17 protein-coding genes are annotated in these 13969 nt (G+C 30.5%); all 17 read left to right on the forward strand.

Annotation, left to right across the window (positions count from 1 at the left end; all coding sequences use genetic code 11):
* The first annotated feature begins 94 nt into the window (after positions 1-94).
* The 17 genes from V6624_RS00775 to V6624_RS00855 all read left to right on the forward strand — a co-directional run bounded on the left by V6624_RS00775 (position 95) and on the right by V6624_RS00855 (position 13945).
* Positions 95-1318, forward strand: a complete 1224-nt coding sequence (locus V6624_RS00775; protein WP_338840570.1) for an ABC-three component system protein — start codon at positions 95-97, stop codon at positions 1316-1318.
* Positions 1315-1842, forward strand: a complete 528-nt coding sequence (locus V6624_RS00780; protein ID WP_338840571.1) for an ABC-three component system middle component 4 — start codon at positions 1315-1317, stop codon at positions 1840-1842. Before V6624_RS00775 ends, V6624_RS00780 begins: the two co-directional genes overlap by 4 nt.
* On the forward strand, positions 1811-3871 hold the full coding sequence (locus tag V6624_RS00785; protein WP_338840572.1) for a hypothetical protein: 2061 nt from the start codon (positions 1811-1813) through the stop codon (positions 3869-3871). The genes V6624_RS00780 and V6624_RS00785 overlap by 32 nt, the downstream gene beginning before the upstream one ends.
* A gap of 20 nt (positions 3872-3891) precedes the next feature.
* Entirely contained in the window at positions 3892-4095 is a 204-nt protein-coding gene (locus V6624_RS00790; protein ID WP_338840574.1) for a hypothetical protein, read from the forward strand.
* Positions 4096-4138: 43 nt separating this feature from the next.
* On the forward strand, positions 4139-4666 hold the full coding sequence (locus V6624_RS00795) for a hypothetical protein (protein WP_338840576.1): 528 nt from the start codon (positions 4139-4141) through the stop codon (positions 4664-4666).
* 4 nt (positions 4667-4670) lie between these two features.
* Positions 4671-5192 carry a Pycsar system effector family protein gene (locus tag V6624_RS00800; protein ID WP_338840577.1) on the forward strand — a complete coding sequence of 174 codons (522 nt, stop codon included), beginning with the start codon at positions 4671-4673 and terminating at the stop codon, positions 5190-5192.
* Between the two features lies 1 nt (position 5193).
* Positions 5194-5937, forward strand: coding sequence for a hypothetical protein (locus tag V6624_RS00805; protein WP_338840578.1), 744 nt, complete (start codon positions 5194-5196; stop codon positions 5935-5937).
* 344 nt (positions 5938-6281) lie between these two features.
* Positions 6282-6692 (forward strand): ACT domain-containing protein, encoded by a 411-nt coding sequence (locus V6624_RS00810; protein WP_111285783.1) that lies wholly within the window; start codon positions 6282-6284, stop codon positions 6690-6692.
* Positions 6693-6763: 71 nt separating this feature from the next.
* Positions 6764-7021 (forward strand): hypothetical protein, encoded by a 258-nt coding sequence (locus V6624_RS00815; protein WP_111285782.1) that lies wholly within the window; start codon positions 6764-6766, stop codon positions 7019-7021.
* 68 nt (positions 7022-7089) lie between these two features.
* Positions 7090-7689, forward strand: coding sequence for a DUF6624 domain-containing protein (locus V6624_RS00820; protein WP_338840579.1), 600 nt, complete (start codon positions 7090-7092; stop codon positions 7687-7689).
* A 166-nt stretch (positions 7690-7855) separates the two neighbouring features.
* Complete coding sequence (locus V6624_RS00825; RefSeq protein WP_111285780.1) at positions 7856-8224, forward strand: hypothetical protein; 369 nt, start codon at positions 7856-7858, stop codon at positions 8222-8224.
* 21 nt (positions 8225-8245) lie between these two features.
* Positions 8246-9664, forward strand: coding sequence for a PLP-dependent aminotransferase family protein (locus V6624_RS00830; RefSeq protein WP_338840580.1), 1419 nt, complete (start codon positions 8246-8248; stop codon positions 9662-9664).
* A gap of 7 nt (positions 9665-9671) precedes the next feature.
* Positions 9672-10154 (forward strand): GNAT family N-acetyltransferase, encoded by a 483-nt coding sequence (locus V6624_RS00835; protein WP_338840581.1) that lies wholly within the window; start codon positions 9672-9674, stop codon positions 10152-10154.
* A gap of 213 nt (positions 10155-10367) precedes the next feature.
* Positions 10368-12032, forward strand: a complete 1665-nt coding sequence (locus V6624_RS00840; protein ID WP_338840582.1) for an FAD-dependent oxidoreductase — start codon at positions 10368-10370, stop codon at positions 12030-12032.
* 277 nt (positions 12033-12309) lie between these two features.
* Positions 12310-12834 (forward strand): RNA polymerase sigma factor, encoded by a 525-nt coding sequence (locus V6624_RS00845; RefSeq protein ID WP_111285776.1) that lies wholly within the window; start codon positions 12310-12312, stop codon positions 12832-12834.
* Between the two features lie 46 nt (positions 12835-12880).
* On the forward strand, positions 12881-13090 hold the full coding sequence (locus tag V6624_RS00850) for a hypothetical protein (protein ID WP_338840583.1): 210 nt from the start codon (positions 12881-12883) through the stop codon (positions 13088-13090).
* 12 nt (positions 13091-13102) lie between these two features.
* Entirely contained in the window at positions 13103-13945 is an 843-nt protein-coding gene (locus tag V6624_RS00855; RefSeq protein WP_111285774.1) for a FecR family protein, read from the forward strand.
* Positions 13946-13969: the final 24 nt, after the last annotated feature.

Here is a 13969-nt window from a genome sequence, read left to right on the forward strand (position 1 = left end):
TTTCATCTGCAATAATAACCGTAATTTGAATTTAAAAAAGCAAGTACTGCTCAAATTATTATATTTGTAGGTAATCATATACAATCTGCGACAAATGATAAATTTAATTCATAAAAATAAAAGTAGTAAAAATTTAATTGTTTTTATCCATGGTTTCATTGGCGGTGAACAAACTTGGATTAGAGAAGATAAAAAAAGACCTTTTATTGACTTGATTTTAAAGGATGCAGAAATCAAAAAAAATTATGATATTGGCTTATTTCAATACCATACCAAATTATTATCTTTTTTCCCGAAAGCAAAATTCGTATTAAGATTATTTAATAATAGAAAAAATGCTTCAAACCTACCTATTAACGAAATAAGTCGTTTATTGGATTCTCAACTTAAACACTCCTACAATACATATGAAAGTATAATTCTAATTGGTCATAGTATGGGTGGTTTAGTTGCAAAAAGACTAATATTAGATGATATTTCCAAAAATTTGAATACAAGAATTAAGCTATATGTTTCATTAGCTACCCCGCATTCTGGTTCTAATCTTGCAACTGTAGGCAAGACTATCATTAAAAATTTTCAACTTACAGATTTAAGCCCATTAAGTGAGAGTATCGCAACAATGAATGATGAATGGGTCAAATGCAAACTTCTTCCCAAAAGACTTTATGCGCAAGGCAGTTATGATACGGTAGTGCCAACTGTAAGTTCCGTTTCTTACGATAGAGACAACCAAGAAGTTATTTTTTGTGATGACGACCATTTTAGCATAATTAATCCAGATAAAAAGAGCGTAGTTGTTGATGCTATAGTAAATGAGTTACATGTTTTATTACAAGAGCAAAACATACAATCAATTAAAGTTGAAGAACGTTTTGTAGATTCAGGTCAATATGATGAAGAAATTTTTGTATTAAAAATGTTTATGGCTGACATACATTCAACATTAATGGATGGTTCAAAACAGGCTTTTTTTAATGCCGAATTTGCAGTAAGAAAACTTATTGCTCAAGGAATAAACGTAAAAGAACTTTATCCGTTGTATGAAAAAATTAAAGAATTATACACCTTAGAGTTTGGAAATTTATTATCTGGTCAGCACACGGACTCAAACGCTCTAATTACTGCTGTGCATGCTAAAATACTAAAGGAAGACAAAACTTATTTACATACTCTTTATTCACCTCTTCAAGCATTACAAAAATTCGGAATGCTTCATCAACTGGCTACAGATGATAAAAGTATTTGGTGGGCGAAAGACAATAATATAACCACTTTAAAAGAATTTAGCGAAAAACTTAAAACACGTGAAGCATGAATCTTCCATTCTACATTCCTGATTCCGAGCTAAATTTTAGGCTTGGGAAATTATTATTAATATTTCAAGTACTATCAACTGGAGCAAAAAAACCAATTTATGCGAATTTAGAAAACATTGGGCACTTTGAATTTTTATTAAAACATCCTGTTATACTCAATAAAATTTTGAATGACAAAGACAAAAAAGTGATTCAACTTCAAAACTCCGAAATGTATTCAATTGAAGCTCTATTTCTCAACAGAGCAGAGCTTTTCGACCTCAAAAGCATAAAGATATTAATCAAACTATTATTGTCTTACAACTACATCGAATTTAAAATTCTAAGTGACTTTAAAATTTATTACATAATCACCAACGAAGGATTACAAAAAGCGGAAGAATTGCAATCAGATTATTTTCAAAGACTAAGAAATTTAAATTTAGAATTAAGACCATTTATTAGTCTTCCTAGCAGTAAATTAGGATTTTTAATTGACTCACATTTAAACTATGGCACTAAGAATAAAAACACTAAAACTTAAAATAAATTTTTTAATATTAGTTGGTAGCAGTAAGGATTACATTGTACCTTTTGATACTGGTTTGAACATCATATATGGTGATTCAGATACAGGTAAGTCGAGTATTTTAAATCTAATAAATTATTGTCTGGGTGCTTCATCTGTAGATTTGTACGATGAGATTGAATTGAAAGGAAAATATTGTCTCCTTGACGTAAACCTAAATGGAATAAGATATACAATCAAAAGAAATATTTTTGCGCCGAAGGACGAAATCGAAGTCTATCATGGCAATTATAAGGAAATTGAAAATAGTTTTCCAAAATATTACTCTCCTAATTATTCTCAGACTAGTGATGACGGATATTTTTCAGAATTTTTAATGGAAGCTATGAATATTCCTCTAATTAAAATTAAAGAAGCACCATCAAAAGAAATCACTAAAATGGTTAATTTAAGCTTTAGAGATATTTTCAAATATAATTACCTTGACCAAGACAAAATTGGTAGTAAAAAAATTTTTGGTGAAAATCCTATCATCCTTACAAAATTAAAGGAAGCTTTTAAACTGATGTATAACGTTCTAGACGGTCAAATTACCGAGATGGAAGGACGTATAAGTGTTTTAAATAGTGATAAAAACATTCTTACTACCAAGAACAATTCTGTATCATCATTTTTAAAAGAAACTCAAGTAGAATCTCTAGCAGAACTAACTATAAAAAAAGAAACATTAGAAAATGATTTTGAAGCTATAAAAGATTCAATTAATGAAATCGACAAAAAAATTATAAATGGTAGTGAAGAATTAAATGAACTAAGGTTTGTAGTAAATGAACTTGAAAATTCAATTCGGGAGTCAATTCAAGAACTTGGGTCATTAGACATAGAAATCAAACAAAATATTGCTTTACGTAACGAATACAAAAACGATATCCAAAAAATTGAAGCTACAATTGAAGCTATAGGAAAATTCCCAAAAATAGATGACAAACAATTGGAATGTCCCCTTTGTGACACAGTTACCAACGTAAGCAAATTAAAAGATTATTTTAATAACTCGGATTCAAAAAGTATTAAAGGAGAATTAAATACTTTAAGAAGAAGAATGAGGGAATTAATAAGTTTGCACCAAACTCTAAAAGAAAATCAAAGTCAATTAGACATAATAATAAAAAACAAAACGGCGGAACTTGATGAATTAAAATTAATTTTAGACAAACAGTCCATTAATATTATTGCGCCATACCTTAATCACAGAGATGCCTTATCTTATCGAGCAGGTACTTTACAAAGTGATTTAAAAAATATTCAACATTTTTACAAAATAAGATTACAGCAATCTATAAACGATAGCGAAATTGTAGAATTAGGCAGAAAAATTCAAGATTTACGAGATACACTCAATATTTTAAAAGAGAATGCACCGTCGATAAATAGTATTTTAGCTGAAATAGGAGAAAAGGTTAAAGAAATTATGGTTTTTGTTGGTGTCAAAAATGCTACTAACATATCTATTTCATCGAGAAATTATTTGCCAATTATAAGAAATCGAGATTATGAAACAATCACTTCTGGCGGAGTTCGTACTGTTAGCTCAGTTGCTTATTTTTTAAGCTTAATGATATATGCAACTGAGAACCCAGTTAACTATCCATCTTTTTTAATGATTGATACTTTAACAAAATATTTGGGAAAAGTTAAAGATAAAGACTTAGAAACAACAAATCGAGAAGAAGACATTAAGGAAGGAATGACTGATTTTGAAAAATACGAAAATCTATACAAGTACGTACTTTCTCTTAATAAATTCAAGGATAGTTTTCAATTGATAATCGTAGATAATGACATACCTGAGACTTTAAGCGAAGACATGCAAGGATATATAAGAAAGCATTTTAGTACAAACATTCCAGGTACTGAAATTGGTTTTATTGATGATATCCTTACAGACACTAATTCGAAACAAAGTGATTTATTTAATTTTAATGATGACGATGATGATATTTTGAAAGACGTCGACTTCGACGAAGATATTCCACTGCTTTAATCTGTCAAACAACATAAACCATGAAATACTCTGTTAACCAAAAAGTTATTTACGTTGCTCTAAATGGAAAAAGAGAAGAAGCTATTATAATTGCACGTAAAATAGATTTCAAAAATGGACACATAAAAACTGAAAATGCAAGTGGAAGTTTTGACTATTTAGTTTCAGTAGAAAAAAACGGATTAATCGAACATCATTTCTGTAATGAAGATGATATTGAATAATTTTTGAAAAATTAAAATGTAATATTAACAAAAGCGCAAAGAATTGACTGCAAATGATTACAAAGTAGGTATTTTCGGAGGAGTAATAGCTGTTATTTCATCTGGAGTTTATGATTATATAAAAGAGAAACCTCTTCTTAGTTCTATAAAATCTCTATTAATTTGGATTTGGGAACAAATTTTCCAATTTGAAATAAAAATTTGGCAAATATTAATCATTGCAATTATTTTGATTATCATCTATTCCTTTTCAAAGACGAAAAAAAAGGAAGAAGCTACAACAATAAGTTTTAGAGATTATATTCGAGATACAATACATGGAACAACATGGATATGGAGTTGGGAATATGATATGTTTGAGAATAAATGGCAAGTTCGAAATATAACTCCTATCTGTGATAATTGTGGTACAATGATGAAATATGAATTCAGCTACGGAGTTGAATCAACAGCCAAATGTCCAAGATGTGATAATCGACAAACTAAGCTTAAAGACAATGAAATTATTGAGGCACTAATTATCGATAATATTCATCAAAACTTGCATTTGGATAAAATCAAAAATAAATGAAAAAATGAAAACCATTGATTACTTAGAAAAACAGTACACTCACGCATTTGAAATGGTCAAATTTGGAGAATCAAAAAACATTGCTTTAATCGCATTTAATGGCGCTATTATTGTTGGAATATCAAAACTAATTACTGATGAGCTAACCTGTTTTCTGCAATATTACTTAATTTATGCAGTTGTGATGTGCGCAATATCAATTTTTATTTGTTTCTCTGCGTTAATAGCCAAAATAAAGCATACAACAAATAATATGGCTCTCAACAAAAGTAATAACCTATTATTTTATGCAACACTTGCTCACTTATCAGATACAGAACTAATAGAGAAAATTGCTAAGAACTATGGTTGCGAAAGGTCAAATGAAAATCATGAAAGAGATTTAGCTAATCAGGTAATTATTACAAGCCAAATTGCCGCTAGAAAGTTTAAACTTTACAACATAGCAATAACTTTCATGTTTATGGGATTATTAAGTCCTCTTAGTTATTTAATATTTAAATTATTATTAGACCAAGATAAATAGTATGGGATTAAAAAGCGAAATAATAGATACCGTTAAAGGAATTTTAGATACGAATTTTCAAATTGAGGACGTTACTTACGTACCTGAGATAACTGATAGCAAATTAACCTTTGGAAATAAAGGATTAAAATTTGAAGCGACAGTTCTCTATATTGATTTAAGAGATTCAACAAAAATTCTTAATAAGCATAATAAATCTACAATTGCTAAAATTCATAAAGCATATTTATATACAACCGTAAGAATAACAAAATCGCTTGGAGGGGAAGTTCGAAGTTTTAACGGTGACAGCGTCTTAGCATTCTTTCAAGGAACTACCAAAACTAGTTTAAGTAATGCCGTAGAAGCCGCTATGAAAATCCGATACATGATAGCAAATTCTGAATCAGGAATTAATACTTTATTAGCAAAATATTCAGCAGTAGATTTTGGACTTGGAATCGATGATGGGGATATACTTTGTGTTAAAGTTGGTGTAGGTGGTGATGCAAATACAAAAGATTTAATTTGGATAGGTAATCCTGTGAATAAATCTGTTGTAATTAGTGATGAATGCAAAGCTGATTACTACATTGGAATTTCAAGTCGTGTTTATGCTAATTTAAATGATAATGTAAAATTTGGAACTAGAAAAAATGCTTGGGGTCAAGATGAAAAGGTAGACATGTGGATTCCTTACCAACTTTTTTATAATGGTCAATATGAAACTTTTTACAAGACAAGTTGGTATTGGACAGTTTACTAAAAATATCAAAAGTATTTGCATTCTTTTCTCATTTGAATATCTTTGCAACAGAAATTTTAAAGGTTCTTATATAATTCTGATAGTGGAAAAATAATCCACAATTAAACAAATAAGGAGTGACGAAAAGGAGTGACGAAATCAGTCAAAAACGGTTCAAAACGATTTAAGAGTTTTAATAATCCTACTATTAGCTATTTGATGAATAGTCAAAGAGTTAATTATAGGATTCATAACCCTGAGGTCACGGGTTCAACTCCCGTCCTCGCTACTTAGAAGGTAAAACCCTTAAACAGAAATGTTTAAGGGTTTTTTATTATTTTTAAATAAAAAACAGTCCTAATTTTATGGAAGGCGAAATAAATTTAAATACGATTTTAGAGAATCTCAATCCTGTTCTTAATACAGGAAAATATGTTTTTACAAAAGTAGATTCTCTAGAAAAGGTTCCTTTTTCAAAGATTTTGTTTCTATTTAAAGAAAAAGAAGGGATTACTGTAGTATTAGAAAAACATTTTGCAGAAGAACTTAATCTTCATTTCTCTTACATTGCTTCTTGGATTACTTTAGAAGTTCATTCTTCTTTAGCCGCTGTAGGTTTGACTGCTGCATTTTCTCAAGCATTAGGAAAGGCCAATATTAGCTGCAATGTAATTGCCGCATATTTACACGATCATATTTTTGTTGATGAAAATGACGCTGTGAAAGCAATGGATATACTCCTGAAATTAAAACAAGAGAATAAAAATTCTTTGTAATTAAAAAATCAAAAAATAACCATAAAAACTGCCATTAAAATAGTTATTTTGCAGAGGTAATTTTATAGCATATGGATATAGTCAAATTTAAGATCACATCAAAAACGATAAAAGTCGAAGTACGCAATTCGAATAATTATGTTTTTAATTTCAATACCGCTTTAGATATTGCCAAAGAAGACAAAGATGTTTTATTAAAATTGTACAATGCCTTAGATCTTCTTTTTAAGAAAGAACAGATTACCGAAAACAAAAATTACATTTCGCCAAATCAGACCAATATCTTAGATCAGATTTCTGCTGCAGATTTGGAAAAGGAGGATAATTAATTTTATCCTGAGGCCCTTTTTTTTAAAATCAAAAACCATTTCCAGTTAATTCTTTTAACCAATATCAAATGGATAACAAAATCATTTCCGAAAGAATAATTGAGTTGAAAAATGCTGATCTCAAATTGAGAAACAAGCTTATTGAAAACAAAAAACTTTTTGAAGGATATAATGAAGAAATGGAAAAGCTGCATAAACAAAATGCAATAATCTTAAATGAAATCATAAACACAATCGGTTATCCGACGATTGATAAAGTTGGGAAAGAAGCTAGCGAAGCTGCTTGGCTAATCATACAGCATTCTATTGGATCTCCAGATTTTATGAAACGCTGTGCGGAGCAATTGCAAAATGCAGTCAAAGAAAATCAAGCAGACCCTATTAATCTTGCCTATTTAACAGATAGAATAGCTACCTTGGAGGGAAAGCCACAACTTTACGGAACTCAATTTGATTGGGATGAAAAAGGAAATTTAAGTCCAAATTTATTCGATGACCTACAAATGGTAAATCAAAGAAGACAATCTATCGGACTCAACTCTCTGGAAGAGCAAACCGAACTTATTCGAAATCGAATAATACAAGAAAATCAATTACCTCCTGAAGATTTCGAAAAACGAAAACAAGAAGCACTTGAATGGAGGAGAAAAACAGGATGGATAAAATAACTTCAAATCCAACTGTAATTCCCAATTAATTCCTCCTACTATAAAAAGTCTTCCACAGTTTTTACCGACTCGAATAAAAACAGTAATTTTATCTGTACCCTTAAAAAAATATTTTTCTGTATCTGTATCCAAATCTTTAAGAGCAATAATTTTGCTAAAAAAAGACATGGAATCTAAAACAGCAACACAGAAAAAAATAACTTTTAGAGAGGTATATATATTTGACATGGAGATTTTACAAATCATCTTCAATAAAAATATTAATGTGAAAGCTGAAGATAAAATGCTTTTTGGAATACCTTTTCTTCTTTGCGAAAAAAACAATAAAATCAATTCGTTTGCTAGTTTAATATTAGATGAAAAGAACGAAATCATATTTCAAATTTATGATGACGGAAGTTTGACTAATGAAGATAAAGCAATGTTTAATGAATACATTCAAAATTTTCTAACGAAAAAGAGAAATGCTAATTTCAATGACGTCGAACAATTAAGGCAAAGTACAGAACAGTTTGTTCACTGTCTTAGCTTTTAAGCGCATAACGAAAAAGAAAAAATGAAAAATCGCGAAACATTATATTTAAAAATTGCCCAAATTATTGAGGATCAAATTCACAATGAAACTCTTTCGCTTGGCGACAAACTGCCTTCTGTTAGAAGCGCGCAAAAGCTGTATAATGTTAGCTTAAATACCATTAAACAAGCGTATTTAGAATTGGAAAGCCGTTCGCTTATAGAATCTCGCCCAAAAACGGGATATTATGTGAGTAAAAGTTCGCAGCGCACAACTGCACTTCCTACGATCGCAAGTATAGATAACCATGAAAAAGAAAATACTCCAGAAGATTTAATTGATAAAGTTTTCAGCACAATCAATAAATCGGATGTGACACAATTTGCACTTGGATTGCCTGGCAAAAATTTCCTTCCAGTTGCCAAACTAAATAAAGGCATTATTAATGCGGTTCGAAAAAGAAATGATGCTGGCACCGATTACGAACCTGTTCAAGGACCAGAAGAACTTCGCCGCGCTATTGCCAAATGGGCGCTTGTCATGGAAGGAAAAATTACCGAAGACGATCTTGTCATTACATCTGGCGCAATGCATGCGATTTACAATGCACTTATGGCAGTTACATCCCCGGGTGATAGTGTGGCTGTAGAAAGTCCTGCTTATTTTGGGATACTTCAAGCGATTAAAGTTTTGGGATTAAAGGCAGTTGAAATTCCGACTCATCCTTTGTATGGATTAGATCTTGATGTTTTAAAAAAAGCGCTTCTAGAAATAAAAGCCTGCTGTTTTATTACCAATTTCAATAATCCGATGGGATTTCAAATGCCCGACGAAAACAAACGAGAATTGGTAAAACTAATAACGCAATATAATGTTCCGTTAATTGAAGATGATATTTATGGCAATTTGTACTTTGGCTCGGAACGTCCTAAACCTTGTAAATTTTATGATGAAGCAGGTTTAGTTTTATGGATCGGATCTGTTTCTAAAACTCTTGCGCCAGGATATCGAGTTGGATGGATTGCGCCAGGGAAATTTAAAGACAAAATCATTCGTCAAAAACTAGTCCAAACAGTTTGTAATTCTTCGTTGTATTCAGATGTTATTACAGATTTCTTAGAACACGGACGTTATGATCATCATTTGAGAACTTTTAGAAATAAACTTTATAACAATTATCTCCAAATTAATCGCGCTGTAGAATCTTATTTTCCAGACAATACTAAAATTGCACAGCCAAAAGGCGGTTTTATGTTATGGCTTGAACTAGATGAAAGAATTTCTACAACAGAATTATACAACCCTGCTTTAGCTCAAAAAATCAATTTTGCCCCAGGGAGAATTTTTTCCCAGTACAATCAATACAATAATTGCATGAGATTATCTTATGCTTTAGAATGGAACGAACGAGTAGATTCTGATTTGGAAAAATTAGGCAGAATAATAAAAAATAGTATTTAATAGAATCATGAAAAATAAAGATCAAGTAGAAATAGTAACTTATAACCCCAAATATCAAAAAAGTTTTAAAGATTTAAATATCGAATGGATTTCAAATTATTTTGAAGTTGAACCAAATGACATAAAAGCGCTAGATCATGCCGAAGATTATATTATAAACAAAGGCGGAGAAATTTTTTCTGCTGTTTTAAATGATGAAGTTTTGGGCGTTTGCGCTCTAATCAAAAGTGATGGAAAAGATTATGATTACGAATTAGCAAAAATGGCTGTAAGTCCAAAAGCGCAAGGAAAAGGCGTTGGAAATTTATTGGCGGAATCGGCTATAAAATGGGCTACAGAAAAAGGAGCTTCTAAAATTTATTTGGAAAGCAATACCAAACTTCAACCTGCCATTAAATTATATGAAAAATTAGGTTTTAAAGAAATAACAGGAATTTCTTCGACTTATAATAGAGTTGATATTCAAATGATGCTTATTGTTAAATCCTAAATAAATTTATTAAATTCTAAAACTTAACATTAAATAAAACACAAAAAAAGAATCATTTTTTTAAACTAACAATCACATTTTTTTACCACTTACACATAAATATCGGATTAATATTATTAAAATATTATTATTTTTTATTAAACCATCAAATAATCAATGCTCATTATTAAATTAGCTGCAAATGTTTTATATTAATATTTTTACCTTTTTAACATGCCTAGTTTTAAATTACAAATAATTGCACTAATACTTTCTTGTTTTGTTTATTCTTCTTGTTCCAAAGATTACATACCTGAAAAAAGAATTATTTCCGATTTTGAATCCACTAATGGAGTGGATAATATAGATTTGACCAAAGAATATGATGTTGTAATTTATGGCGCAACTGCAGCAGGAATTATAGCTGCTGTCGAGGTTAAAAAATCTGGCAAAAGTGTACTTTTAATAAAACCTTCAAATACTGCTTTAGGCGGAATATCTACTAATGGGCTGGGAATAACTGATATTCATGACACCAATATTTTAGGCGGACTTACAAGGACATTCTATCATCGTATTAAAGAATATTACAGTAGTTCACAAAATTGGTTTGTTGGTAGTGCTGGTGGTTACAAAAAATATTTTCAAAACGGAGATATAATGCTTTGGTTTGAGCCTAAAGCAGCGCAGTTTGTTTTTCGTGATATCATCTTAGAAAATCAAATTCCAATTTTAAACAATGAAAGACTCGATTTGCAAAATGGCATTTTAAAAAACAGCATTCATACAATTGAGTCTATTAGAATGGAGTCGGGCCTTAAAATCAAAGGAAAAATATTTATAGACACTAGTTATGAAGGAGACCTCATGGCTAAATCAGGTATTTCATATACTTATGGAAGGGAAAGCAACTCTCTTTATAAAGAACTTTTTAATGGAGTACGCAGAATGTCAAATAATGATCGCAACCAATTCCCTGAGGGCGTTAAATATCTTGGCAATGGTCTACCATCTTATATATCTGGAAATGGTACTGCCGATAAAAAAATACAAGCTTTCTGTTTTAGAATGTGCTTAACTAATGTTGACCATAACAGACGAGACATAGAAAAACCTTTTGATTATAATGAAGAGGACTATCATCTTTTATTCGAATATCTAAAAACCCATGATGCCAATACCTTTTTTGACCTAATGCCTTTACCAAATGGTAAAACTGATTCGAATAATTTGGGTCCGATTTCAACGGATTATGTAGGACAAAATTATAATTATCCTGATGGAGATTATGCCGAAAGAGAATTAATTGTTGCCAACCATAAGCGATATCAAATTGGCCTTCTATGGACTCTTGCAAATCATCCAAAAGTGCCCGAAAAAATACGTGATTTTTACAAACAATGGGGACTTTCAAAAGATGAATTTGTAGAGAATAATAATTGGCCAAATCAGCTATATATTAGGGAAGGCAGAAGAATGATTAGCGATTATGTCATGACTGAAAACAACTGTACAGGAAAAGTTATAGCTGAAAACCCCATAGCATTAGCAGATTATGCAATGGACTCACATATAGTGCAACGTTATGTAGATACAAATGGCAATGTTAAAAATGAAGGACGTTACATGCTCGAAACCCCAAACCCATATCCAATTGATTATCGATCTATCGTACCTAAAAAAAGTGAATGCACTAACTTACTGGTCCCTATTTGTTTATCTGCTTCCCGTGTAGCATATAGTTCAATAAGAATGGAACCCGTTTATATGACATTAGGACAAGTTTCTGCGGTCGCAGCAATTCTAGCCTTAGATAATAATATACCTGTACAAGATTTATCATACGATACTTTACGAAATACACTATTAGAGAAGAAAATGGTCGTGGGACAGAAATAATACCATATACTTCAATATCTTTAAACACTACAAAAAATCCCTTTACAATATGCATAATTCATAATCAAATCAATGAGTAATGCGTATTTTCTATTTCTAAATAAAAACGTGTATCGATATGTAACATTTCTTCAACAAAAGCGTCAAATCTTAAATTTAATTACGGTTCTTTGCAACTTATTACATTCATGATTTGAGATTGCCTCAATTTTTGGATACAATAATATTGACACCAATGAGTTTAGACTAGGTAAAAGCTAGTCACGATATTTTCGTTATGGACAATAAAGAGTTTATTTTAAGTTTAAAAAAAGGTAATGAAGCAGCTTTTAAAGAAGTTTACTTCAGCTACTACGATAAACTGATAAATATTGCCAAACGATTTAATTCTTCTGTATTTACTCCCGAAGACTTTGTTCAGGAGACTTTTATAAGACTTTACAATAAAAGAGAACTGCTTAACGAAGAGGTGCTGTTTGACAAACAGATATTTGTTATCTGCAAGAACATTATTCTTAATCATGTTAACAGAGAAAACAAAATAGTGCAGCTTGATCCTTCTCAAGTTGAAATGCTAGATGATGAAGAAACTGACTTAGGAATTTTTGAAGAAAGACAAGAAAAACTACAAAACTTCATTAATCAGCTTCCAGAACAGCAACAAAAAATATTCACTTTACATAAACTGGAAAACCTTAGCTATAAGGAGATTGCAGAAATAACGGATCTTTCTGAAAAGACCATTGCCAATCATATTTATCTCGCCAGTAAATTTATTCGAAAAAAAATCGAAAACCATTAGGAACTTTTTAGTTCTCGTTTGTTATACTAAAAAACAAGAACTAAAAATGCACATTGAAGCGTATAAAACTAATGTTAAAACAAAGAAAGACGCAAGTTTACTTGTGGCTTATTTACAGTTTATCATTTCTGATTGTATCATAAAGTTCGATCATCAAGGACAAGAGAATATCCTTAAAATCAAAACTAACCGAGACATTAAAGAAATGGTTTACGGTGTTTTTAACAAACAAGGTTTTCATTGTCAAATCATTTAATATCTAGAAAAGATGGATCAAGAAAAATTTGACGAGGAATTTAAAAAGTTATGGGAAGAGTCTCCCCTTTCTCATTCGGATAACGAAAAAGAAGCTTCGTGGGAACAATTCCATGCCAAAACTTTTGCCCAAAAGAAACGAAGATCTAGGCCTTGGCACTATTATTCGGCCGCGGCTGTCTTACTTTTCGTTTTAATTGGAACTGGAATTTATTTCAATACCGAATCTTCAAATGAAAATGCTGTTGTAACCGAAAATGTGATTGAAAACCTAACTTCAAAAATAAAACACGTCGTTTTACCAGACAGCTCAAAAGTAGAATTAGGTCCGAATTCTAAAATTATTTACGGAAACAATTTTGCTTTAAACAGAAAAATAGAAATTGATGGTGAAGCTTATTTTAAAGTTAAAAAAGACAAACAGCATCCTTTTCAAGTATTTTGTGATGAAACTACAACTACAGTTTTAGGAACTTCTTTTACTGTTAAAGAATCTGAAAATGAAGAAATAACAGTTGAACTTTTCGAAGGAAGCGTTCAAATGAATATAAAAGGCCAAAACCAGAAATGGATTTTGAAACCTGGAGATAAATTCACTTACGCAAACCAAATGGCTTCAATAACAGAATTCAGCAGATTTATAGATTTTGATAACGAAAAATTGTCGGTTATCAGTAATTATATTGAAAAAAACTACGGTTATAAAGTCAATATTCCTGAAGAAAATCTGGGTCAGAAAATTACAATCCGAATCAATAAAAAAGAAGATTTAAAGACAATTGTACAATTAATATCAGAAATGTATAACCTAAAATTTGAAATAAATGAAGATTTAAAACAGATCACTTTTCAATAAAAACAGGAAAAGGATGTAAGCCGC

The organism is Flavobacterium ginsenosidimutans, from assembly GCF_037478105.1.
GTDB lineage: Bacteria > Bacteroidota > Bacteroidia > Flavobacteriales > Flavobacteriaceae > Flavobacterium > Flavobacterium ginsenosidimutans.

Coding starts and splice junctions, on each gene's coding strand:
- V6624_RS00815 (WP_111285782.1), top strand. CDS start 6,764: ATGGATATAGTCAAATTTAAGATCACATCAAAAACGATAAAAGTCGAA.
- V6624_RS00775 (WP_338840570.1), top strand. CDS start 95: ATGATAAATTTAATTCATAAAAATAAAAGTAGTAAAAATTTAATTGTT.
- V6624_RS00850 (WP_338840583.1), top strand. CDS start 12,881: ATGCACATTGAAGCGTATAAAACTAATGTTAAAACAAAGAAAGACGCA.
- V6624_RS00830 (WP_338840580.1), top strand. CDS start 8,246: ATGAAAAATCGCGAAACATTATATTTAAAAATTGCCCAAATTATTGAG.
- V6624_RS00805 (WP_338840578.1), top strand. CDS start 5,194: ATGGGATTAAAAAGCGAAATAATAGATACCGTTAAAGGAATTTTAGAT.
- V6624_RS00840 (WP_338840582.1), top strand. CDS start 10,368: ATGCCTAGTTTTAAATTACAAATAATTGCACTAATACTTTCTTGTTTT.
- V6624_RS00835 (WP_338840581.1), top strand. CDS start 9,672: ATGAAAAATAAAGATCAAGTAGAAATAGTAACTTATAACCCCAAATAT.
- V6624_RS00810 (WP_111285783.1), top strand. CDS start 6,282: ATGGAAGGCGAAATAAATTTAAATACGATTTTAGAGAATCTCAATCCT.
- V6624_RS00825 (WP_111285780.1), top strand. CDS start 7,856: ATGGAATCTAAAACAGCAACACAGAAAAAAATAACTTTTAGAGAGGTA.
- V6624_RS00820 (WP_338840579.1), top strand. CDS start 7,090: ATGGATAACAAAATCATTTCCGAAAGAATAATTGAGTTGAAAAATGCT.
- V6624_RS00790 (WP_338840574.1), top strand. CDS start 3,892: ATGAAATACTCTGTTAACCAAAAAGTTATTTACGTTGCTCTAAATGGA.
- V6624_RS00800 (WP_338840577.1), top strand. CDS start 4,671: ATGAAAACCATTGATTACTTAGAAAAACAGTACACTCACGCATTTGAA.
- V6624_RS00855 (WP_111285774.1), top strand. CDS start 13,103: ATGGATCAAGAAAAATTTGACGAGGAATTTAAAAAGTTATGGGAAGAG.
- V6624_RS00845 (WP_111285776.1), top strand. CDS start 12,310: ATGGACAATAAAGAGTTTATTTTAAGTTTAAAAAAAGGTAATGAAGCA.
- V6624_RS00785 (WP_338840572.1), top strand. CDS start 1,811: ATGGCACTAAGAATAAAAACACTAAAACTTAAAATAAATTTTTTAATA.
- V6624_RS00780 (WP_338840571.1), top strand. CDS start 1,315: ATGAATCTTCCATTCTACATTCCTGATTCCGAGCTAAATTTTAGGCTT.